Annotated in this window: 19 protein-coding genes; 17 read left to right on the plus strand and 2 right to left on the minus strand. The window is 34.8% G+C overall.

The annotated features are described in order from the left end of the window. The first annotated feature begins 244 nt into the window (after positions 1-244). The 8 genes from C8E03_RS09790 (at position 245) to C8E03_RS09825 (ending at position 9,068) form a co-directional block, all read left to right on the plus strand. Complete coding sequence (locus tag C8E03_RS09790; RefSeq protein ID WP_094380155.1) at positions 245-2,002, plus strand: glycosyl hydrolase family 18 protein; 1,758 nt, start codon at positions 245-247, stop codon at positions 2,000-2,002. Between the two features lie 65 nt (positions 2,003-2,067). Next, a complete protein-coding gene (locus tag C8E03_RS09795) occupies positions 2,068-2,760 on the plus strand; it encodes an N-acetylmuramoyl-L-alanine amidase (protein WP_110290961.1) in 693 nt (230 codons plus the stop codon). A 57-nt stretch (positions 2,761-2,817) separates the two neighbouring features. Beyond that, on the plus strand, positions 2,818-3,870 hold the full coding sequence (locus C8E03_RS09800; RefSeq protein WP_110290962.1) for an L-threonylcarbamoyladenylate synthase: 1,053 nt from the start codon (positions 2,818-2,820) through the stop codon (positions 3,868-3,870). Between the two features lie 45 nt (positions 3,871-3,915). After that, positions 3,916-4,344: a ribose 5-phosphate isomerase B gene (rpiB, locus tag C8E03_RS09805; protein WP_110290963.1), complete on the plus strand. Its 429-nt coding sequence runs from the start codon at positions 3,916-3,918 to the stop codon at positions 4,342-4,344. 18 nt (positions 4,345-4,362) lie between these two features. Beyond that, entirely contained in the window at positions 4,363-4,992 is a 630-nt protein-coding gene (gene upp / locus C8E03_RS09810; protein ID WP_094380163.1) for a uracil phosphoribosyltransferase, read from the plus strand. A 97-nt stretch (positions 4,993-5,089) separates the two neighbouring features. Continuing rightward, a complete protein-coding gene (locus C8E03_RS09815; RefSeq protein ID WP_094380165.1) occupies positions 5,090-5,575 on the plus strand; it encodes a deoxycytidylate deaminase in 486 nt (161 codons plus the stop codon). Positions 5,576-5,599: 24 nt separating this feature from the next. Continuing rightward, positions 5,600-7,234, plus strand: coding sequence for a response regulator (locus tag C8E03_RS09820; RefSeq protein ID WP_110290964.1), 1,635 nt, complete (start codon positions 5,600-5,602; stop codon positions 7,232-7,234). Between the two features lie 25 nt (positions 7,235-7,259). Next, positions 7,260-9,068: a sensor histidine kinase gene (locus tag C8E03_RS09825; RefSeq protein ID WP_094380169.1), complete on the plus strand. Its 1,809-nt coding sequence runs from the start codon at positions 7,260-7,262 to the stop codon at positions 9,066-9,068. A gap of 197 nt (positions 9,069-9,265) precedes the next feature. Here the strand turns inward: C8E03_RS09825 and C8E03_RS09830 are convergent, their stop codons facing one another. Further along, positions 9,266-9,595 carry a cupin domain-containing protein gene (locus C8E03_RS09830; RefSeq protein ID WP_094380171.1) on the minus strand — a complete coding sequence of 110 codons (330 nt, stop codon included), beginning with the start codon at positions 9,593-9,595 and terminating at the stop codon, positions 9,266-9,268. Between the two features lie 316 nt (positions 9,596-9,911). Between C8E03_RS09830 and C8E03_RS09835 the strand changes: the two genes are divergently transcribed. The 5 genes from C8E03_RS09835 to C8E03_RS09855 all read left to right on the plus strand — a co-directional run bounded on the left by C8E03_RS09835 (position 9,912) and on the right by C8E03_RS09855 (position 17,103). Continuing rightward, positions 9,912-11,363, plus strand: a complete 1,452-nt coding sequence (locus C8E03_RS09835; RefSeq protein WP_110290965.1) for an ABC transporter substrate-binding protein — start codon at positions 9,912-9,914, stop codon at positions 11,361-11,363. Positions 11,364-11,455: 92 nt separating this feature from the next. Further along, positions 11,456-12,361: a carbohydrate ABC transporter permease gene (locus C8E03_RS09840; RefSeq protein ID WP_207657800.1), complete on the plus strand. Its 906-nt coding sequence runs from the start codon at positions 11,456-11,458 to the stop codon at positions 12,359-12,361. 14 nt (positions 12,362-12,375) lie between these two features. Beyond that, positions 12,376-13,248, plus strand: a complete 873-nt coding sequence (locus tag C8E03_RS09845; RefSeq protein ID WP_094380176.1) for a carbohydrate ABC transporter permease — start codon at positions 12,376-12,378, stop codon at positions 13,246-13,248. A gap of 24 nt (positions 13,249-13,272) precedes the next feature. After that, positions 13,273-15,708, plus strand: coding sequence for a hypothetical protein (locus tag C8E03_RS09850; RefSeq protein ID WP_110290967.1), 2,436 nt, complete (start codon positions 13,273-13,275; stop codon positions 15,706-15,708). A 72-nt stretch (positions 15,709-15,780) separates the two neighbouring features. Next, positions 15,781-17,103, plus strand: a complete 1,323-nt coding sequence (locus tag C8E03_RS09855; RefSeq protein WP_094380180.1) for a glycoside hydrolase family 28 protein — start codon at positions 15,781-15,783, stop codon at positions 17,101-17,103. A gap of 23 nt (positions 17,104-17,126) precedes the next feature. Here the strand turns inward: C8E03_RS09855 and C8E03_RS09860 are convergent, their stop codons facing one another. Continuing rightward, the gene (locus tag C8E03_RS09860; protein WP_094380182.1) at positions 17,127-18,053 is read right to left on the minus strand and encodes a helix-turn-helix transcriptional regulator; all 927 of its coding nucleotides are present in this window, start codon (positions 18,051-18,053) and stop codon (positions 17,127-17,129) included. A gap of 299 nt (positions 18,054-18,352) precedes the next feature. Between C8E03_RS09860 and C8E03_RS09865 the strand changes: the two genes are divergently transcribed. The 4 genes from C8E03_RS09865 (at position 18,353) to C8E03_RS09880 (ending at position 24,697) form a co-directional block, all read left to right on the plus strand. Beyond that, the gene (locus C8E03_RS09865; RefSeq protein WP_094380184.1) at positions 18,353-20,146 is read left to right on the plus strand and encodes an L-fucose isomerase; all 1,794 of its coding nucleotides are present in this window, start codon (positions 18,353-18,355) and stop codon (positions 20,144-20,146) included. 173 nt (positions 20,147-20,319) lie between these two features. Beyond that, positions 20,320-21,936, plus strand: a complete 1,617-nt coding sequence (locus tag C8E03_RS09870; protein WP_170122963.1) for a response regulator — start codon at positions 20,320-20,322, stop codon at positions 21,934-21,936. Beyond that, on the plus strand, positions 21,937-23,736 hold the full coding sequence (locus C8E03_RS09875) for a sensor histidine kinase (protein ID WP_094380188.1): 1,800 nt from the start codon (positions 21,937-21,939) through the stop codon (positions 23,734-23,736). Further along, the gene (locus C8E03_RS09880) at positions 23,726-24,697 is read left to right on the plus strand and encodes a substrate-binding domain-containing protein (RefSeq protein ID WP_242993487.1); all 972 of its coding nucleotides are present in this window, start codon (positions 23,726-23,728) and stop codon (positions 24,695-24,697) included. Before C8E03_RS09875 ends, C8E03_RS09880 begins: the two co-directional genes overlap by 11 nt. Positions 24,698-24,885: the final 188 nt, after the last annotated feature.

Consider the following 24,885-nt stretch of genomic DNA (forward strand, 5'->3'; position numbering starts at 1 on the left):
TTATGGGGAAATCACTGCAAAAGTAACTGATTACGGATATCCCTCTATGTATAGATTAGTTGTAGTGGTTTCAGGATAGCTTGGGTGGGTATTATCAAAATATGACTAAAAAAGATACAAAACATTAAAAATAATTTACAATGTCGAAAATAGTAATGACGATGTACTAGGTTCATGGTATAATACCATAAATGAATTTGCATACTTAAAGCAAAAAAGGAGAAAGTTGAGGAGGGACAATTGCATGAGGAGAAAAACATCTCCAGAAGTAAGAAAAAAGATGATTTCTATTTTAGCTACAATTATTTTACTAGTAATAGTAATTATGATTTACATTGTAGGAAATATTATAGAAAAATATACACCAACGGATGAAAGAGCAGTTTTGGCAGAATATTTTAATCTTAGTAAAGAAGATGAGGTAGCATTAATTTTACAAAATACTAAGGTAGAAGACAAAGGTTTAATTTTTAATGATGAGATTTATATAGAATATAGTACAGTCAAAAATAATTTAAACTCCAGATTTTACTGGGATCCAAATGAGAACATTCTTCTTTACACCACGCCTACGGATGTTATTTCGGCAAGTGTGGGAAGTAAGGATTATTATATAGGAAAAGCAAAGAACACAGAAAATTATGTTATTGTTAAGGTAGATGGAAACAATGCTTATATCGCATTGGATTTTGTTCAAAAGTATACAAATATAGCATATGAAAAATTTAGCGAGCCTAACAGAGTTCATATTACCAATGAGTGGGGGGATGTAACTTATGCTGAGGTTAAAAAGGATGACAGTGTCCGAGTAAAGGGTGGAATTAAGAGTCCTATTTTGACTGATGTAACAAAAGGAAGTAAGCTAACTGTTATAGAACAAGGAGAGGTTTGGAGCAAGGTTCGAAGTGCAGATGCTTATATAGGTTATATCAAAAACAAGAATTTGATTAATATCGTACAGCAGACGGAAACAAAAAGCTTTGAAGAACCTGTATATACAAGTATATCAAAGGACTATGATATTAATCTTGTCTGGCATCAGATAACTGAAAAAACAGCAAATGATAAGCTTCTTACGCTTTTGGCAGATACAAAGGGAGTTAATACAATTTCTCCTACCTGGTTCTCGCTTTCCGACAATGATGGTAATATAACAAGTCTTGCCGATTCAACCTATGTACAACATGCACATCAGCTTGGTATAGAGGTATGGGCTTTAATTGATAATTTTAATGATAATGTCAGCACTTATGAAGTGCTATCTTATACTTCTAAGAGAGAAAGGCTGATTAATCAGATAATTGCAGCTGCAATTGAATACGATTTGGATGGAATTAACATTGATTTTGAAGAATTAAAGACAGAAGAGGGAGAACATTTTATTGAATTTATAAGAGAATTATCCATTAAATGCAGAAACAATGGAATTGTTTTGTCAATTGATAATTATGTACCTACTGAGTTTTCTGCATTATATAATAGAAAAGAGCAGGGAATTGTTGCAGATTATGTTATAATAATGGGATATGATGAACATTACGCTACCTCAGAGGAGCCAGGTTCAGTTTCTTCCATTAGTTTTGTGCGCTCGGGTATAGAAAATACCCTTCTGGAAGTACCTAAGGAAAAGGTAATTAATGCTATACCGTTTTATACCAGATTATGGATTGAAACGCCAAAGAGTGAAGAAGAAATAGCTGCGGAGAATGAAAACACAGAATATATACCATATACATTATCGAGTGAAGTCTATAGTATGGCCAATGCGGATAAGCTGATTGCAGCAAACGGGATTTCACCGGAATGGGATGAAACTACAGCTCAGTATTATTCTAAATATGAGATTGACGGTGTAACATATGAAATATGGTTTGAAGAAGAAACATCTATCGAAGAGAAGATGAAATTAATTGATGAGTTTGAATTGGCGGGAGTTGCCTGCTGGAAATTAGGACTCGAAAAGCAAAGTATATGGGATACAATCATTAAATATGTAAATTAGACAGTATTTTATTATCTTCATAAACATAAAATGTATTAATTATATTTATGCAGGGAATATGTAGGATGAAGAGAAAACATATAGAAATCATAATGACTGTGATACTTCTGATAAGTGCGTTGGTAATAGGCCAGCAGGGAAGTGTTACAGTCACTAATATGAAAAGCGCCAAACAAAAGAAAGTAGTAGTAATTGATGCTGGGCATGGAGGTAATGATCCAGGGAAAGTTGGAATTAATGAAGTTTTAGAAAAGGATATTAATTTAAGTATAGCTTTGATTTTAAAAAAGATGCTGGAAGCAGAGGATGTAGAAGTAGTAATGACAAGAGAAACCGATACAGGCCTTTACGAGGAAAGCTCTAAAAATAAGAAAGCCCAAGATATGAGAAATAGAACTAGTCTCATTAGCAAAACAAATCCTGTTGTAGCCGTGAGTATTCATCAAAACAGCTATCATGAAGAGTATGTAAATGGTGCACAGGTGTTTTATTATGAACATTCAAAAAATGCGAAAGACTTAGCAGAAGTTTTGCAAAAACAGATTAAAAATCATGTTCAGCCAGATAATAAGCGAGAGGCTAAAAATAATTCTAGCTACTATCTTCTTAAAAAAACAGACGCAACCACTGTAATTGTAGAGTGTGGATTTTTATCTAACAGAGAAGAGGCAGCAAAGCTTACGGATGAAACGTATCAAGAAAAGCTTGCTTGGGCAATTCATCTTGGAATATTACAGTATATTAACTCTATAAATTAAATAATAAAAAATTGATACGGCTGTTAGTATGTGTATACTGTAAAAATGGAGGAAATTATGAATACAATACTTAGAAAAGTAGATGAATGCAATATTAGTATGAAATTTATAAAAGAAGCTTCGGTGATTTTAAAGGAGGGAGGTCTGGTTGCTTTCCCAACTGAGACAGTTTATGGTCTTGGTGCCAATGCACTGAATAAAAAAGCTTCTGCAAAAATATACGAGGCAAAGGGCAGACCTTCGGATAATCCTCTTATCGTACATATTGCAGAACTTGATGCTTTGGATAAAATTGTAACGGTAGTGCCTGAAAAAGCTAGGATGCTTGCTGAAAAATTTTGGCCTGGCCCACTTACAATGATTTTTAACAAGAAAGATATTGTACCTTTGGAAACAACAGGAGGTCTGAATACAGTGGCAGTAAGGATGCCAAATCATAAGCTGGCTCTTTCTCTTATTAAGGAGTCAGGGGGGTATATTGCTGCTCCCAGTGCAAATACTTCGGGCCGGCCAAGCCCTACAAAAGCTTCACATGTGGCGGAAGATATGAATGGTAAAATTGATATGATACTGGATGGTGGTATGGTTGGTATTGGTATCGAATCAACAATAGTAGATGTAAGCAACGATAATCCAATGATATTAAGGCCAGGGTATATTACGAAAGAAATGATCGAAGAAGTAATTGGAGAGGTTTATGTAGATCAAACTATTTTAGCAGAAGGAGATATATCACAAAGGCCTAAGGCACCGGGAATGAAATATAAGCATTATGCTCCAAAGGGTGACTTGACAATTGTTGAAGGAGATGAAAATGTTGTAGTTGAAAGAATTCTGAAATTAGCAGAAGAAAAAATTGCTGCGAATTATCAAGTTGGAATTATTGCTACAGATGAAACTTTTGGCAGATATTCAATTGGACAAGTTAAAAGTATAGGTAAGAGAAGCGAAGAACAATCAATAAGCCATAATCTATATAATGTGCTTAGAGAGTTTGATGATATAAATGTTGATTTTATTTACTCAGAAAGCTTTAGTGATGGAAAATTGGGAGTTGCTATTATGAATCGACTGCTTAAAGCCGCCGGTCATAAAATAATTCATATATAATTGTGGCTGTTTAGTTACACATCAATATTTTAAGGAGGAACAAAGATGATTGCACTGGGATGTGACCATGGTGGTTTTTCATTAAAGCAGGAAATTATTGCTTATTTGAAAGAACAGAATTTAGAATTCAAGGATTATGGGTGCTATAATGAGGAAGCTTGTGACTATCCTGTATATGGAAAAGCTGTAGCAAATGCAGTGGTTAACAAAGAATGTGATAAGGGAATTATTATTTGCGGAACTGGGATAGGAATATCAATTACTGCAAATAAGGTGAAAGGAATTAGAGCAGCGCTTTGCTCGGACTGCTTTAGTGCAGAAGCTACAAGGCTTCATAATGATGCAAATATACTTGCTATGGGAGCAAGAGCTATAGGTCCAGGCCTGGCTATAAAAATAGTGGATACCTTTTTAAATACTGAATTTTCAGGTGAAAATAGACATAAAAATAGAATCAATCAAATAGAGGACTAAATTTAGGAGGAAATAAGAATGTCAAAGGTAACAGTAATGGAGCATCCATTGATTCAGCACAAAATAGGAATTATTAGAAGAACGGATACAGGTTCTAAGGATTTTAGACAAATGATTGGTGAAATAGCTATGCTTATGTGTTTTGAGGCAACCAGAGATTTAAAGCTTCAGGATGTTAAAATCCAGACTCCTATTTGTGAAACAACAGTTAAAGAGCTTCAAGGAAAAAAATTAGCGATAGTTCCTATTCTAAGAGCTGGACTTGGGATGGTTGATGGAATGCTTGAAATGATACCGGCAGCAAAAGTAGGGCATATTGGGCTATATAGAGACCCTGAAACCTTAGAGCCAGTGGAATATTATTGTAAACTTCCGGCAGACTCAGTTGAAAGAGAAGTATTTGTCGTTGATCCTATGCTTGCAACAGGGGGTTCTAGTGTTGCAGCGATTCAAATGTTAAAGGATAAAGGAGTACAGCATATACGTTTTATGTGTATTATTGCTGCACCGGAAGGTGTAAAAAGAATGCAGAAAGAGCATCCGGATGTGGATATATTTATAGGAGCCTTAGATGAACATTTAAATGAACATGGGTATATTGTTCCGGGTCTTGGAGATGCAGGAGACAGAATTTTTGGAACAAAATAAAAGTATAATCGTCAGTGTATAATGCACTGGCGTTTTTGTAAATCATAGTAAAGTGTCTTAAAGAAATAAGGTTGAAAACAAAAAAGGAGGAAATTGAATGAGTAGTAAAAGAACAGATTATATTTCTTGGGATGAATATTTTATGGGTGTTGCAATATTATCAGGAATGAGATCAAAAGATCCTAATACTCAAGTGGGTGCATGTATCGTAAGTCAGGATAATAAGATATTGTCTATGGGCTACAATGGATTTCCGATTGGGTGTTCAGATGATGAGTTCCCTTGGGATAGAGAAGGTGAGCCGCTGGATAGCAAATACTTATATTCAACTCATAGTGAACTGAATGCAATCTTAAATTATAGGGGTACAAGTTTAGAAGGAGCTAAGCTTTATGTATCATTATTTCCTTGCAATGAATGTGCAAAAGCTATCATTCAATGTGGAATAAAAACAATTGTTTATGATGAGGACAAATATAAGGATACTCCATCTGTGATTGCATCTAAAAAAATGTTAGATGCAGCAGGTGTTCGCTACTATCAATACAATAGATCAAATAGAGAAATTAAATTTAAAGTTTAATGCAATTAGGGGAAGGCAGTACTTATGAGGGGAAAAAAGTTATCCTTATTGATTGTAGACGATGAAAAATCCATTCGTTATGGTTTGAAAAACGGAATTGTCTGGAGTGAATATGGAATAGAAGTAATAGGAATAGCAAAAGACGGGGAAGAGGCTTATAAATTGATACAGGCTGAGCCGCCAGACATTGTTATTACAGATATTAAAATGCCGGTATGTGATGGTTTAAGTCTGATTGAAAAAACGCTGTCACAAGGAACAACGATTTCTTACATAATTATTAGCGGTTATGATGATTTTAAATATGCACAAAAAGCTATGAAGTTTGGGGTAACTTCATATCTTTTAAAGCCAATTAAAAAAGCTGTTTTAATAGAAGAAGTAACGCAGGTATGTAATAAAATCAGAGAGCAGAATAAAGAAAATCAAAGTAAAACTGTAGTGACTCGAAAAATAAAGCAAGGAACACAGGCTATGAAGCAGCATTTTTTGATGTCTCTGCTTCATAGCCAACTTCGTAGTGTATTAGAAATTGAAAGAGAGCTTAAGGTTTGCAAGTCAAAAATAAAAATTCAAAATTTAACTAATATTCTTATTTTTACGTATGAGCATGCACTTGAAAAAAAGGAGTTAGGCTCGTTAAAAGGGGATATACATTTGTTTAAATCCGCTGTTTGTAATATCATGAATGAAATATTAGGAGAAAATGTGAATGAAATATTCACTGACTCTAATGATTTTATAGTTGTGTTATTGCAAAAGCCTTACATTTGTGTAAATGAAGATAGATTTCTTGAAAGAGTATGTAAGCGCATTATTAGAATTGTAAATGATTTTTGTCGGGTAGAGATGTGCGCTGGGATTGGAAATGAGGTATCTGGACTATTGGAGCTTCATGAGTCTTATCGCTCTGCAAGGGAATATTTATCCTATCGTATGTATGAGTCAGAAAATACTGTTTTTGATGAAAAGATTTTGGCAAAACGACAGCCACCAGACAGTTTCGCCAGTACGAGAAATAATACAAAGCTAATTGATGCAATATATATATCCGATCATGAGACGATTTTATCTTACACCGATGAATTTTTTGAATCACTTTTTTATATAGAGTTTCCGCCGCCTAATTTTGTGAGAGGAATGTGTATTTATTTGATTATCAATGTGCAAAAGGAGCTTTCAATCTATTTAAATGAAGAGGATAGTCTTTTTAAGGAAAATGATTATGCTTACATCAATAAACTAAGTTCATTCCAGAAAATAAAAGAATGGATTGTGACATTATTTCATATATATGCTGAATATTTCAGTGAGAATAAAAATGCACAAAAAGACGAGGTAATAGAAAAGGTTAAAAATTATATCGATGAGCATATATATGAAAAAATTACGGCAGAAAATATTGCTGAGTATATTCATTTGAGTGATAAGTATTTTATGAACTATTTTAAAGAAAAAACAAATCAGAATTTTAAAAGCTACGTTCTAAATTTAAAAATGGAAAAAGCGAAAGAGTTGATCAGGCAGGGAAATAAAACAATTTCGGAGATAGCACATATGATTGGATATACCGATTATAGGGGATTTAATAGAATTTTTAAAAAGCATTTTGGACAAACACCCACTGAATTTCAAGATAAATATAAGCAATATAAATAACATTTTTTGAATTTAGGAGGCGTGTATGTCTAACAAAATAAGATATTTTTATCGTAATATAAGTTTAAAATATAAAATTTTAATTGGTATTTTACTCATTTCAACTGCTTGTCTCATATTGATTAGTGCTTCCTGCTATAAATATTTATCCGATACATATGAACAGGATACATATGAAAATGCAGAATATGCCTTGGACATAGGAGCATCAGATTTTAAGGAAGAGGTGGAATCTGTTATTTTGAATGCGAATAAATTTATTTCAATTTCCAGAGTCTGCAATATTATTGAGTCTTTCTCTAATCCAAAAGATATGAAGGAATATGTAAAACACTATAACTATATTCAGACTCCTTTGAAAAGCTATATTAGGACAAATTCGTATATTGATACCATTGTCTTAATTGGTGAAAACGGTGATTTTTATGGAGTGAGTGATATAGGTTGGAATCATAAAAGAGAGGATTTATTTGAAAATGATGATCAAGAAGCAGAAGGAATCAGAATGCTTCCGGCGCAGATAAATCCATTAACTAAGCTTAATACAGTAATCCCTTTAGTGATTCCTATCACTACACTGGAAAAGAATAGACCAATTATAAGTGGTTCGATTGAAGAGGCAACAGGTAATTTAGTTATTTATTTAAATTCTGATAAGATCCTTAACAGCCTGTCGAAAGTAAACAAAAGCCCAGATTCGATTATTTATATTGCAAATGAAGCTGGTGAATCGATTAATTTGAAAGCAGAGACTTTTATTAGTAAAATTACTGATTTGAACGAGTTTAAAGATGAAATTTCCAACGTTACCACCGACTATAAATTTACTTATGAAATGAACTATGATAGCTATATTGTTATGGCAAGGGATGTTGGAATCTGTAATTTAAAGCTAGTTAGTATCACATCCAAAAATCAGTTACTAGGAAGGCTCAATACGATTCAGCTTTTTATCGTGTCTATATGGGGAATTTGTACTGCGCTTTCGATTTTTTTATCTTTGCTTATTTCACATTTTATAACCAGAAAAATTGGAAAGCTTACAAAAGATGTTCAAAATATTGAAAGAGGCTGTTATCAGGTGAAAGACTCCAATTCGCTAGATGAGGTTGGTCAACTTAGGGATTCTATTAATTCTATGTATTTGACAATACAAGCGCAGATTGGGAAAATAAAAAGAGAAGAGGAGGAAAGAACGAAAGCGGAGATTAATATTTTGTCGGAGCAAATAAATCCACATTTCTTATATAATACTTTGGATTGTATAAATTGGGAAATTTTGTCTGGTGAAAAAGAAATGGCGTCCAATATGATAGGGAGTCTGAGTGATTTCCTTAGGATTGGTTTGAGTCACGGTGCGCAGACAATAACCTTTAAGGAAGAAATTGCTCATGCAGAAAATTATCTCTATATTATGAATCAGCGCTCTGAATTGAATATTAAATTCATATGTTGCATAGATAAGCAGTTGGAACAATATCGAATTGTTAAATTAATCTTACAGCCATTAGTAGAAAACGCGATTAAACATGGATTTACAAATGTTGATTTTACTGCAATGGGGATTGTACCCACAATTGAATTAAATATCAAGCAGGAAGTAAATCATATCAATATTTTGGTGTGTGATAATGGCGCGGGAATTGATATTAGCAAAGCGAAACAATTGTTAAACGCAGTAACATCGCAAGATACAAATCATCATGTAGGCTTGAATAATATCTATCGGCGTTTATGCTCCGTTTATGGACAGGCAGAGTTTGAATTTTATACAACACCTTTTTTTAAAAATATAGTAAAAATAGTGATACCTATAAAGATAAAAGAAAGATAAGAAAAGCAAAGAAAAATATATTATTCAAGAAATTGGACAAGTCCGCATCAGCTCCCTAATCGCTCACTCATGAGGGACTTGACCGCTTTGCCGCGCCGAATGCTGCCACGCAGTGACATACTCCTCTTGCATTCGTGCGCATTGTATTTTATTTCATAGGAATCAAACTCTTTTACGTTACCATAGCAAGGTCTTTCCTATGAAAGAATAAAATCTTTCCTCATAGGAGTAAAGATATCTAGAAGCATGGTTGATTCTTGTGCCACAACACCGTGCTCTATATTTGGCGCAACATAATAAGTATCGCCGGCAGATAAAAGTTTATCTTGCTGTCCTGCTTCCTTATAGATCAAGGAGCCAGATATAATATATCCAATTTGTTCATGGGGGTGTGAATGTAAGGCACCAATTGCACCTTTTTCAAAATGTAATTCTACAGACATCATATTTTCGCTGTAGGATAAAATTTTTCTTGTAACGCCATCTCCTAAATCTGTGATCGGTATGTTTTTATTTTCTGTAAACATATTGTATTCTCCTTTTTTTCCTTAAATAAACGATTCAATACTTTCATAGTTACCGCTACGCAATGCACACAAAATACAACTGTATTGCTTTTTTGCACTTCTAAACTCGGTATTTTGCTTCGGCAATTACATTGAAATTATGGAAGCTGAATAGTTTTGTTTAAATAAACTATATTATGTTCATGAAAATAAGTCAATATATAACAATAAATTAGAAAAAGAGCTAGAGAATGGTTACTTACATGTGGAGAAAATTCATGTATCAGTAAGTAAATCAATACTATAATGATCTTATCATAAAAAAGGAGATGATAATATGAAAATGTTGAACATGAAAAAAGTAACTGCTGCTTCTTTAGCATTGCTCATGGGATTGTCGTTGACAGCGTGTGGTTCAAGCTCTGTTTCTTCAAGTCAATCAGAAACTTCAACACAAGCAGCATCAGACAGCAGTTCTGGTGAAACAGCAACTACAACTGACACAGCTAACAGTGGGGACAAGACAAAAGTACTCGTTTGGTCTAAAAACAGCCATGACCTTGAGTACATGACAGAAAAAGTAAAGGAATATAATCTTACCAATACTGACAATATTGAGATTGAATATGTGGTACAGTCCTCTTCTGATTATCTTAATCTAATTACAATGTCAGCAAGCTCAGGACAATTACCGGATGTATTTGCAAACACTATGGTTAATTTATCTGAATTTGCAGAAGCAGGAATCATTCAGCCATTAAACGATATGATGACAGATGAATTTAAAAAGGTCAATGAAGTAGATACACATACTTATGAAGGAATTAATGCTTTGGGTGAGGAAGTTTACTGGGTTGCAGGTGGTATGCGAAGCGGTTCTAGATTAATTTACAATGTTGAATTATTTAAAAATGCAGGGGTTGAGATACCTACTACTTTAACCGAAACTGTCGATGTGGCAAAGAAATTAACAAAAGCAGGCGCTGGAGTTTCCTATGGAACTATTTTCCCGGGTCTTAGCAGTCCTTTTGAAAGATGGATTGAGCATAGTGCAGAGCTAAGTGGTGTTACACCTTATGATTATGTAAATGGTAAGTATGATTTTACAGGCTTTAAGCCTTTTATTGAAGCAGTGAGACAAATGTTTGATGATGGAAGTGTTTTACCTGGTTCAGCATCTATGGAAATCGATCCTACCCGTACTCAGTTTGCAGCAGGTAATGTAGGATTTTATGGAAATGCATCTCAGGAAGCAGGTGTATTGACAGAGCAGTTTCCGGCAGAATATGAGTGGTCAGTGGCACAGCTGCCAACACTTGATGGAACAATTAAGGGTGCTTTAAGCTCTAATCCAAATTCCGGCTGGTTTATGTCAGGTACAACTAAAAAAAAGGAGGCGGCTTGGAAAGTCATTGAATATTTCCACAGTGAAGATTTCTTAAAGGGCTACATTGAAGGTGGATATACGTTACCTATATCAACCTATATGGATTCTATTGTTGATAAATCCAAAATGGGTAGATTATCACTGTTTGCACTTCAGGATTATGAAGCAGTATATCCTCAGGCACCAACTGTAACACCGGCAGGTGAAACTTACAGAGATGCTTTATGGAATGCATGTTTAAGTAATGGACCAGATATTGATGAAACAATTGAAACATTAAATAAAACCTATAATGAAGCATTAGATAAGGACGTAGCTTCTGGAAAAGTACAAAGATTAGTAATAGAAAATTTTGATTCGTTACATCCTAATGATGGAACAATCACATATTTAGATAAATAATTAATTTTGGATTATTAGCTTATATTTCCAAGTAAAAGACCAGGAAAGGTTTTATGAACCCCAAATGGTCTTTTACAAGAAAAGGAGAAATTATGAAAGAATCAAAAGGTAAAAAGTTAAAAAAAGATAAATTTACCGTATTTCTTATGCTTGCGCCAGCATTATTTTTATTAATCGTAGTGTCCATCTATCCTTTTTGCTGGATATTTCAATATATAACATTTGACTATAATGGTTTTACAAAATATTTTGTAGGCTTTGATAATATAAAAAGAGTTTTTTATGACACCTTATATTGGCAGAGTGTGTTACATACCTTTGAATATGCATTTTGGAAATTAATTGTCATTATGCCTCTGTCTTTAATAACGGCAGTTATGCTAAATCAAAAATTAAAGGCAAGCAGCCTGTTTCGCGGGATTTTCTTTCTGCCAACTGTAATCAGTTCCGCGGTTTATTGCTTGATTTTTTATTTTATTTTTGCTGCTTATAATGGTGTATTAAATGGGTTCTTAAAGTATTTCGGAATTATCAATGCTCCAATTGATTGGCTTGGAGGTTCCTCAACTGCAATGATTTCAGTTGTGATTGTTGCAATCTGGGGTGGCTTTGGAAACTATATGATACTGTTTTCATCGGGTCTAACCAGTATCTCGGAGGACGTTTACGAAAGTGCCAAGATAGACGGAGCAAATGGATTTCAAACCTTTTTTAAAATAACATTGCCGTTAATAGGTCCTGTGTTAAAGGTTGTCTTAATGCTTGCTATTACAACCGCCCTAAAGGATTACCAATCAATTATGGTTTTAACGGGAGGCGGACCCAATAACAGAACACAAGTTATGTTCTTATATATTTATCAGCTATGCTTTGGAAATGGAGCTTCTAACTTGCAAATTGGTTATGGTGCAGTGCTTAGTATTGTTTCAGCGTTTATTGTAGGTGTGATTACATTGATATATTTAAAAGTAAGTAAAAAGTTAGACGATGTTTATTAAAGGAGATGAATCGTATGGCAATGGAAAGAAGTAAGGCAGTTAAGTCTAAAGCTTACTATTTCGCAACAACAATCAAGTATTTTTTCTTAACATTGATTGCATTACTCACGATCTACCCGATTATTTATGTTGTATTTGGTTCTTTTAAAGAAAACAAAGAGCTTGTACTTGGCGGAATTAATATTCTTCCTAAATCCTTTATAGTCAGCAATTATGTTGAGGCATGGCAAAGAGCTAATTTTGCAAGATATACATTAAACAGTATGATTCTTAGCATCGCGGTCATGCTATTGACTCTGGTAATTTCAACTATGGCAGGCTACTGCTTTGCAAGAAAAGATTTCTTTATGAAAGAGGTTATATATGGAATTTTTTTAGTATTTATGTTTATCAATGTTGGAAGCGTTTCACTTAGACCATTGTTTGAGCTGGCAGTTAAGTTAAAAATAAATAGTTCTTTGCTGCCTGTTATTCTAATATCAACCGGTATGGGACAGGCAACTTACATATTCTTAGTGCGAGGCTATATGAATGCAGTGCCAAAGGAACTTGACGAGGCAGCGACATTGGACGGATGTTCTTTTTTTCAAATTTACTATAAAATTATGCTTCCTGTATTAAAGCCAGTTATGGCATCCATCGCATTGCTTTCTTTTCGCGGGGCATGGAATGAATATATCTTACCATTGGTATTTACCATGACAAATGAAAAATTGCGTCCGTTAACCGTTGGAGTCGTAGCACTTCGTAAGGCAGGAGACGGTGCAGCAGCATGGAATATCATGTTTGCAGGCTCTACGATTGCAATTATGCCGATTCTTCTAGTATACATTTTTGCAAGCAAGCATTTTATGGGTGGGTTAACAGCTGGTTCGGTAAAGGGCTAAACAATAAAATGGGGTGACAAAAGAATGAAAGCAATAAAGCTAAATGAAGCAGGTTTTGTTACAAGCTTTTTGGTGTCAGGACCGAAAGAATCTGTGTTAGAATGCGATGCTTCGGATAATAATCAATTAAGACAGGAATCGAATTTAAGGAGTATCGTTGCTGATTCAAGAAATGAATTTACAGATAGCGAAATAGCAATTGGTAAAATAAGCAGCCTTAACAAGCCGTGGGAATATTACTATTCGCATGGAAATTGGTTTGTCGATAAAAGCAGCTTTTATCCAATGATTCGAAAAGTTGAAATGTTGGCGGCTGTTAACATATTTGCTAAGGAAAGCATGAAAGTGAAAGCAGTCGTTTGGACTTATGGAGCCTATGAGCTCTGGATCAATGGCAAAAAGCAGGGGGAAAATAAGAAACCTGTCTATAAGCCCATTAACAAGAATGAATTAGTGCTTTCGCTAAATAAAGGATGCAACGAGCTTCGTATCCGTTTTCAAAATCTGGGAGTACGGGATACTAGAAATATATTAGGTTTGCAAATACTCGAAAAGACAAGTTATCTTGAGATAAAGCTTCCAGATGAAAGAAAAGCTGAGAAATTCAGACAACTTGAAGAAATTTTGAATAGCTGTTGCCTAACAAAAAGTAAATTGAAATTTAAGCGTGCATTTGAAGGGAAAATGGTGGTAAGATATGACCATAAGACAGACGATTATTTTTCTCAGTCAAAACGCTATGAGGATATTGATATTACCGGTAAAACAGAAATTGATATAAGAGCCGGTGAACAATATCTGTCTGTAATAGGCTGGATTGATGATTTTTATCTTCAAAGAAAGCTTGAGATTGCAGATAATGTACACCCAAGGTATGTTGATTATGAGGGAAATGAAGAAAGTACAGATTATATTTATTATGAAATCAGTCAGGTAAAAGCTATGATTCGGGGAAGCAGCGACCGATTTGTTATGTATAATATATTGGCAAGACATGCAGTTGGAAACGTGTCAGAAGACGAAGAAGCTGAGATATTAAATGATTTAATGCATATTGAAAACAGAAGGGATTGTTCAGATTTTATTTTGTGTGCGTATATGAGATATTTAAGGCTGTATCCGCTAAATGACAGACTGGAAAAGAGGACAAAAGAAGTTCTTTTAAATTACAGGTATTGGATGAATCAGGATGGTTTTGACGGTATGTGTTTTTGGAGCGAGAATCATTCTCTTTTATTCTATATTAGTGCACTTATGGCCGGTCAGCGTTATCCAATGGATTGGTTTATCAGGGCAAAAAAAACAGGAAAAGAATTAGAACATGAAGCATATCATAAGGTGAATCAATGGCTGGATGATATTCTAAAACAAGGTTTTGAGGAATTCCAAAGCGGAGGTTATTTACCTATTACCTTTTCAGGACTATTAAATTTGGTGGATTTTGAAAAGGGAGAGCTTTCCGATAAAGCGGCAAAGGTATTGGATAAAATGCTTGAAATGCTTTCACTTCATTCCTTTAAGGGCAGTGTCATATCACCTCAGGGAAGAGTTTACCGGGAGGTATTATATCCGTGTAATCAAAGTGTACAGGTATTGTTGCATATGCTGGATTCGAGTAAACCATATTATTTCAGTGAATGGGTCAGCATGATGGCAACCAGCAGCTATTTATTGCCATACAGGCTTAAAGACTGGATGGAGATAGAAGCAGACTGTGGATATACTACGGGGAATGCATTCATAAAGGTATATAAGAAAAAGGATTATATCGTTACTTCAGTTCAATCAGAAAGACAAGATGCCAATCCGCATTATTGGGAAAATATAAGCAATAATCAGGATGCCGACATCAATTCCTATCAGTATTGCAAATCTATCAATGAATGCTTTCATGGAACCTCTCGATTTGAGCCGGGAGTATATGGATATCAACAGCACATGAATTATATAGGCATTGATAATGATACAGTGGTGTTTATCAATCATCCGGGAGGAACCTGTGATGCGACCTCCATGAGGCCAGGATACTGGTTTGGAAATGGCATTATGCCAGCGATTCGGCAAGATAAAAATAGGCTTGGCATTATATATGATATCACGGAGGATTGCCCGATACCGTTTACGCACATTTATTTTCCATGTAATAAGTTTGATAAGGTGATAGATAAGGCAGGATGGAAGTTTGGTAAAAAGGGAAATAGCTACGTAGCAATATGGTGCAGCGGACAAATGAAGGCTTATCAGGATCAATTATTTGACTGCGAATTTCGCGTAATGGACAGACAGGCAGCCTATTTTTGTATTGCAGGAAGCCAGGACGAATATAAAAGCTTTGATAATTTCAGAAAGTTTGTAGAAATGCAAAAGCCTGAATTTCATAGTAAAGAGAGGATACTTTATTGTGCAAATAATTTTTCCATGATATACATAAGACATTTTAATCAAACTCAATTTATATAGAAGTTTATGTCAGGTGAGATATTGTTGTAAATATTAATTGAAATTTATCAAGAAGATAACAGGAGGATAGCAATGATATACAATATATTAGATTTTGGTGCAATTGGTGATGGCATTCAAAATGATGCGCCGGCTATTCAAAAGGCAGTTGATGCATGCTCAAGAAGTGGAGGCGGACGGGTTTTGATACCAGAGGGAAAGGTGTTTAAAGCAGGCTCGATTGTATTAAAAACAAATGTTGAACTTCACCTTGAGCAGGGATCATTTTTAAAGGCTAGCGACAGTTTAGAGGATTATCATTGGGTTGATGGTATCAATAAGATCTCTCAAAATAGTGAAAGCAAAGTTTTGTCTTACGTAAATTGTGAGTACAATGGTAAACCCTTTCAATATTTCATTTATGCGAAGGATGAGAAAAATATTAGTATTACAGGTCCAGGCAAAATAGATGGGACGGAGGAGCTGTATTATGGTGAAATAGATCAATATCATATTGAAGGCAGCTACTATCCCAGAATTCCAATGATGCTGCTGGAAAATATTAAGAATTTAATTATTAAGGATGTTACTTTAGCAAGAAGTGGGTTTTGGACAGTACATATGGCAGGCTGCTATGATGTTTTGATAGATGGAATCAAGATTTTAAATAATTTAAAAATGGCAAATGCAGATGGAATTGATCCAGATCATTGTAAAAATGTAAGAATAATCAATTGTTATTTGGAATGTGCAGATGACTGTATCGTATTTAAGAATACCAAAGCTTTTGAGCAATATGGAGATTGTGAGAATATATTTGTTTACGGCTGTACCATGATATCTACCAGTTCAGCACTCAAATTTGGGACAGAAAGCGAAAATAATTTTCATAATATCTTGGTGGAAAATTGTACAATAAATAGAAGTAACCGAGGAATTTCACTACAGCTTAGAGACTGTGGAAATATAGAAAATGTAAAATTTTCTAATATTAAAATTGAGACAAGAAAATTTTCCAATCAATGGTGGGGGAGTGCAGAGCCAATCTATATTACTGCAATTGACAGAAAAGACGGAGTAAAAGCAGGACATATTAAAAATATTCAATTTGAAAATATTCACTGCAACAGTGAAAACGGAATCTTTATTTTGGGCAGTGAAGATAATCATATTGAAAATATAACGTTTGATAATATTTTATTGTCAATGAAGAAAATCTCCAAATGGGATATTTACGGAAATGATATCAGACCATGTGCTCATGATGGAATCGTAGAGCGCAAAATTAATGGATTATTTGTAAAATATGCAAAAAATATAAAAGCTAGAAATTTAAAGATTCATATAGATGATAGTATGAAAGCTTTTATGGGGGATGAGATAGAATCTGATCAGGTTGAAAACATAAATATCTAAAAAACAATGAACTACTCTGATATTCAGGGTAGTTCATTATTTATCAGTGTAATGGAATCATTTTCTACAAATTTTTTATCAGATGTTTTTCTATTATAACAGGACAAAGAATAAATATCTAAATAGGTGTCAGTTGCAAATGCAGTTGGAGTGAATCCGGTAATGTCTTTAAAAACTCGGTTAAAATTTCTCACGTTGTTAAATCCACAATTGATTGCAATGTCTGTCACCTTATCAGGAGTATTCCTAAGTTGTCCAGCAGCGTGTTCAATTCGAATCAGGTTAATGTAATGGACATAATTAATACCGGTAAGCTTTTTGAATATTTTGGAAAAATGGCTCTTAGAAAAATTCATTTTATTTGCAGCAAAACTTAAGGATAAATTATCATAATAATGGGAATCAATATAGGACAAAAGCTGTTGTAAATCATAAAGCATGGCATCTCGGTTGGTCGTTTCTAGGGAGATTAGTTCATTCTTTGGTATCTTACGTAAAAGCTGATACCAAAATTTAGTCAGTGTTGCGATAACAATTTCCTGATAGTAAGTTTCTTTCGCCTTTGTCTCTGTTTTTACTATATTGATCAGGTGAAGCAGCTCCTCATTTAGATGAAACTGTTCTAGCATTTCATGGGTTACTAATGGATGCGCAAGGTTTGATTTTTCATACAACGGACTTATGAGGTTTGGGTCAAAAATTACGAAATCTAACGAATTGTCCACATCATAGGAATCGCTGTAATGAATATTTCCACTGTCACAGATAACTAAATCTCCCTTTTTTGCGACAAAAATATGATCATTGATACTGATTCTTGCACTGCCGTCGTGAATATAAATAAATTCTATTTCCTTATGCCAATGTGCTAAAAAACTTATGTTTTTATAAGAGGAATGCCAAACCATAAAATCAGAATCATAGCTTCGCACCTCGTGAAATGCTTTCATATACAGCCTCCTGTAAAAAATATAGTCAAGTAGCGTAGCGGATTATTAATATGCTCTTTGACTAGATATTATAGCAACAATATCAAAAAATGTCCATATAAAAGCAGAAATTTGCGAGCGAAATAGAAGTACTTATTGTATAATTGGCATATAAATAAAAATGATATGTATCAATTATTGGACAAAACTACTATGATTTAGATAAAACTATAATTTGTTATGGTAAATGTTGAGAATAAATCATAGTTAATTGAGAGGCTGATAACTATAAAAGTAAAAAGAAATGGGAGGTAATTTAAATGGCAGAGAGCAGATTAATTGGTGATTACCCTGTAATCGGCATCAGACCTACGATTGACGGAAGAAGAGGAACTCTTAAGGTAAGAGAATCTTTGGAAGAACAGACGATGGGCATGGCAAAGGCGGCGGCAGATTTATTTACTAAAAATCTTAAATATTCAAACGGTGAGCCTGTTAAGGTAGTCATTGCAGATACTACAATTGGTCGTGTTGCAGAGGCAGCAGCCTGCGCCAATCAATTTAAAAAAGCAGGAGTGGATATAACTTTGACGGTAACTCCGTGCTGGTGTTATGGTTCGGAAACGATGGACATGGATCCAATGACGATTAAAGGGGTTTGGGGCTTTAATGGAACAGAAAGACCTGGTGCAGTATATTTGGCAGCTGTTTTAGCAGGTCATGCACAAAAGGGTCTTCCGGCCTTTGGGATTTACGGTCATGATGTTCAGGATGCAGATGATACATCTATTCCAAGGGATGTAGAGGAGAAATTACTTCGCTTTGGACGTGCAGCTGTGGCCGCAGCAACCATGAGAGGTAAATCCTATTTGCAAATTGGTTCAATCTGTATGGGGATTGCGGGCTCTATTGTCAATGTAGAGTTTTTTGAAGAATATCTTGGAATGAGAGTGGAATCAGTAGATGAGGTAGAAATTATCCGCAGAATGACAGAAAATATCTACGATGAAGATGAATTTAAGAAGGCAATGGCATGGACAAAGGAAAAATGCAAGGAAGGCTTTGATAAAAATCCAACGAGTGCACAAAAAACTCTTGAGGAAAAGGAAAAAGATTGGGAATTTGTTGTTAAGATGATGTGTATCATTAAGGATTTAATGAATGGAAATCAGAATCTTCCAAAAGGCTGTGAGGAAGAAATGGTTGGACATAATGCAATTGCAGCAGGCTTTCAAGGACAAAGACAATGGACAGATTTTTATCCAAATTGCGACTATCCAGAAGCGTTGCTTAATTCCTCTTTTGACTGGACAGGAGCCAGAGAACCATATATTCTGGCTACGGAAAATGACAGCTTAAACGGTGTGGGTATGTTGTTTGGAAAATTGTTGACGAATACGGCTCAAATATTTGCAGATGTCAGAACTTATTGGAGCCCGGAGGCAGTAAAGAAAGCCACTGGATATGATTTAGAAGGGGTCGCCAAGAAATCAGGTGGTATGATTCATCTTATTAACTCAGGTGCTGCTTGTTTGGATGCCTGCGCAGAAGTAAAGGATGATTCAGGCAATGCATTAATGAAACCTTTCTGGGAAATGAAAGAAAAGGATATCGATGCCTGCCTTAAGGCAACTACTTGGAATGCTGCTGATCAGGGGTATTTTAGAGGAGGTGGATATTCTTCCCGATTCTTGACCCGAGCTGAAATGCCATGCACAATGGTTCGTATGAATCTAGTCAAGGGACTTGGACCAGTGCTTCAGATAGCGGAAGGCTGGACCGTTAATTTACCAGATGATGTATCTGACCAATTGTGGAAGAGAACCGATTATACATGGCCATGCACATGGTTTGCGCCAAGAACGACAGGAGAAGGTGCCTTTAAGACGGCATATGATGTTATGAATAACTGGGGTGCGAATCACGGTGCTATCAGTTATGGACATATTGGTGCAGATTTAATTACTCTATGCTCTATGCTTCGTATTCCGGTGTGTATGCATAATGTGTCAGAGGAACAAATCTTTAGACCAGCCAGCTGGAATGCATTTGGAATGGATAAAGAAAGTGCAGATTATAGAGCTTGCACAGTTTATGGACCGATGTACCGTTAATAACGAATGATTGAAAAGCTTAACTCAATCATACAAAGTGCTGAAGCTATATGAAATAAGCAGTTAAAAAAGTGTTTTGAAGGCTATGACCTTTAAGGCACTTTTTGGCTTATCAGAATTTAGGCTCTCTACAGCAGCCTATGTTTACAATAATTACTAAAATGGAGGTAACTATGTACAAAGTTCTGCTAGTAGATGATGAAGCATTAATCCGAGAAGCAATCAGTGAAAATGTTAGATGGAAAGAGCATGGGTTTGAGCTTATGGGAGCCTGTGAAAATGGTAAAGATGCAATTGAAAAAATTGAGCAGACAGTACCTGATTTGTTGATCACGGATATTTGTATGCCATATCTGGATGGAATTGAGCTTACGAAATATGTATATGAAAAATATCCGGTTACAAAAGTAATCATTATTAGTGGGTATGATGAGTTCGAATATGCTAAGACGGCTGTAAAATATAAGGTCTTGGAATATGTATTAAAGCCGGTGACAGCATTCGAGCTTACAGAATTACTTGATAAAATTAAAGAGGATTTTGATGAGGAAGCAGCCAAGAAAAAAAGTTTAAAGAAAATCAGAGAGGCATACATCAGTAATTTGCCCGTATTAAAAGGAAGATTCTTAAATGGGTTAATGCAGGGGAGTATGAATGCTGAGGAGATTAAGAAGAAATCAGAAGATTTTCATATTGATTTGTCTGGCAGATATTTTATTGTTACTGTTGTAGAAGGAGATAATTTAAGAGAATTTCTAAAGAGACATCATGGTATCAAAGAGGATTTGGTTTTATTTGCAATTTACAATATTACTGAAGAAATTGTAATAAAGAATCAAAGTGGAATTACTTTCCAAAATGGTGAAGATAAGACAATTATCATATTTAAATCAGATCGAGACGAAGGCTTTCGGGCTGGTATCTTTGACGTATGTACAGAGATTCGAACGGCCTTGAATGAATATCTTAAACTAGATGTTACGATTGGAATTGGAAGAACCGTTACAAGCACAGGGGCGCTTAATCAGTCACTTGAATCAGCGAAAGAAATGCTGGAATATCGGTTTTTGCTAGGTGGAAATGTTGTCTTAGATGCAAGAGATCCGGGAAAGAGTAAGCATACAACAGAAAGAGAGCTTTCCGCCTGGACAGATGATATTTTATTAAGTATCAAAGCGGGAGAGCATGCAGAGCTAGAAAGGGTAATCAAAAGTTTTATTCAGAAGTTGAGAGCGGATTATGTACCAAAGAATCGTATTATTATTTTATTTCAAAATATTGTGCTTTCTATTGTTAATATGTTGGATGAGGCAGGGTTAAGTGATGAAGCTTTTTTGGAAGGAGAAAATACGTTTATTAATCGAATTTATTTACTCAATCATTTAAAGGACATGGAAGCAGAGCTGATTGAATTTTGTAGTATGATATCACAAAAAATGACCAGCGAAAAAGAAAGTTATGGGAATAAGCAAGCTGTTTTGGCATTGGATTACATTGATAAAAATTATAGTAATTCAGAGCTTTCATTGAATTCGGTTTGTCGCTATCTGGCTATCAGTACGAGCTATTTTAGCTCAATATTTAAAAGCTGTACGGGTGAGACATTTATTGAAGCTTTAACGAAAAAAAGAATTGAGAAAGCAAAAAGTCTGATGGAAAACACTGCCCTTAAAGCCTATGAGATTGCAATCGAGGTAGGGTTTAGTGACCCACATTATTTTAGCATCATATTTAAAAAGCACACAGGATTAACTCCTACCGAATATACCAAGAATAAGAGGAGACAATAAATGACAAGAAAGCAAGGCAATCTGTTGTTTCGATTTAAAAGTATACGAGGTACCATGATTTTTTTCTTTTCTATGATTATTACAATTGCGCTTATGGTATTCTTTATTATTTCACTTAGCTATACGAAAGAGACAATCACACAGAATTCTAAGAACTACACAATGCAGTTAATGGAACAGGTAAATGGAGATATTGATTCCTATATTGAATATATGGAAAATATAGCCAGGTTAATTTCTGCTAATAAGGATGTTATTGATTATTTGTACGATGAGAATAGTTCAAAAGAAGAAGCTGAGCAGATAAAAGAAAGAGTCGTAACACAATTTCAGACCATCTCAGATGCAAGAGAAGATATTTATAATATTGCTGTATTAGGTGATAATGGACGTAACGTGATTAATAATGGAAAGGATGAACTAAATCCTTATGCAGATTTAAATGAAATGGAATGGTATGTAAAGGCAAGAGAAAGTAAGGATGTGGCGATCTTGTCTTCTTCGCATGTACAAAACGTCATTAAGGATGATTACAAGTGGGTGGTTACACTAAGCTGTGGGATTCAAAATCCAAACACTGGTAAAATTGAGGGGGTTTTATTTGTTGACTTAAATTACAGTGCCATTAATAACCTGTGTGAGGGAATCAGCCTAGGCAGTAAAGGTTATGTATTTATTGTTGATTCACAGGGAAGAATCGTATACCATCCAAGACAAACATTATTATACAGTGGGCTTAAAAATGAAAAGGTTGAGGAGGTTTTACAGGGGAATCAAACTAATTTTACTACTTCAGAGGGAGATGAAAGCAAATTATATACCGTGTTTCAGTCAGAAAAAACGGGCTGGACAGTGGTAGGTGTTGCCTATTTAAGTGAGCTAATGGCGGGAAGAGAAAAAACTCAACTTGCGTATCTCATGACAGCATTATTTTTGATTCTTATTTCTGGTATCATAGCCATTATTTTATCCAGTGAAATTACAAAGCCACTCAAAGAACTTGCCAGTTCCATGAAAGCAGTGCAGGAAGGGCATTTTGAGCATGCAGAAATTCAAGTTTTGGAAAAAAATGAAATTGGAATGTTAAGTAATTCTTTTAATATCATGACTCAAAAGATTAAGGAGCTGATGGAGGAAATTGTAAGAGAGCAAAAAGCAAAAAGAAAAAGTGAATTAAGGGCGCTTCAATCTCAGATTAATCCACATTTTCTATACAATACGCTAGACTCCATTATATGGATGTCAGAAAGCGGTAAAAATCAAGAGGTTGTCCTTATGACTGCCTCGCTTGCCAGATTGTTTCGCCAAAGTATCAGCAATGAGGATGAGATAGTCAGCATACGAAGTGAGTTAGAATATACAAAAAGCTATTTAACAATTCAAAAAATGAGGTATAAGGATAAGTTGGAATTTGAGTTTGATGTAGAGGAAGCGATTCAGGAGGAAACGATTGTAAAGCTGGTATTACAGCCTTTGGTTGAAAATGCAATTTATCATGGAATCAAATATAAGGAAGGAAAGGGTTTCATTAAAATAACAGGACACAGGGAGCAAAACGATATTATTATCAGCATTGAAGATAATGGAAAAGGAATGAGTGCAGAGGAACTATCGCACATATTTGAAAAAAAGAATAACGCAAGAGGAAGCAAAGTTGGAGTGAACAATGTAAATAACAGACTCAAGTTATATTACGGAAGCCATTATGGACTTAAGTACGATAGCAAGATGAATGATAAAACTATTGTTGAGGTTAGAATTCCTGTGACTGATGGGGGTGATAAAGATCATGAAAAATAAAAAAGTTTTTATCTCATTTACAATAGCAGTAGTGCTTATCTTGTGTATAAGTATATTGTCACAGTGTCAAAGTAAGGATAAACAAGAGATTAACATAATATATATTTCTAAGGTACTGGATGAAAATAATGCTTTTTGGATTTTTTTGATTGAAGGAGTGCAAACAGCAGCTAAGGAGTATGGGGTAAATCTAACCGTGGTTGCTCCGGACTTAGAAAGTGATGTTGAAAAACAAAATGAATTAATTGAAGCAGCAATTGAACAAAGACCAGATGCAATCTTACTATCACCGGCAGATCATAAGAAAACACTTTTGGCGGCTAAGAAGATAAAGGAAGCGGGTATTAAGCTTATCTTAGTTGATTCTGAAATGGAGGAGCCAATTGAGGATGCATTGATTGCTACGGATAATTATGAGGCTGGAAAAAAGGTAGGTGAACTTGTAAAGAACTTAATGAAAGAGGATTCTAAGATTGCTATTGTAAGTCATGTTAAGGGAACCTCTACCGCAATTGAAAGAGAAGCAGGTTTAAGAGCTGCCTTGGGAGAAGAGGAGACTAAAATTGTTGAGGTGGTATTTAGCAATTCAGAATATGAAAAGGCGTATCAGGTGACTAAGGAGCTTCTAGAGGCTCATCCCGATGTGGATATAATAGCAGGTTTAAATGAATATTCTGCCATTGGAGCAGCAAGGGCAGTTCGAGACTTAAACCTTAGCGATTCAATTAAGCTGGTGGGCTTTGACAGCTCGAAAGAAGAGATACAATTATTGGAAGCTGGGATATTTGATGGAATCGTGGTTCAAAAGGCTTTCAATATGGGCTATATCGGATTGGAAACAGCCGTTAAATTATTAAATGGCGAAGAAGTTTTGACGAATATTGATTCGGGTAGTAATATTGTAAGGAAAAACGATATCTATACGGAGGAAAATCAGAAATTGTTATTTCCGTTTCGGTAATTATTTTATCTGAGTATTTCATATATAGTAGATTCATCTTAACAAAAAGTAGCTTTTGCTCCACAGGTGATTACCCGTTGTGCAAAAGCTTTTTTGTTATATTATCAGCCATTCAAGTTTACGTTACAGCAAAAGTATTTGCAAAAGTAAAATCGTTACCCTTTTAAGGAGAATATTCTATTAAAATA

This window comes from Lachnotalea glycerini (genome assembly GCF_003201285.1).
Classification (GTDB): Bacteria; Bacillota; Clostridia; order Lachnospirales; family Lachnospiraceae; genus Lachnotalea; species Lachnotalea glycerini.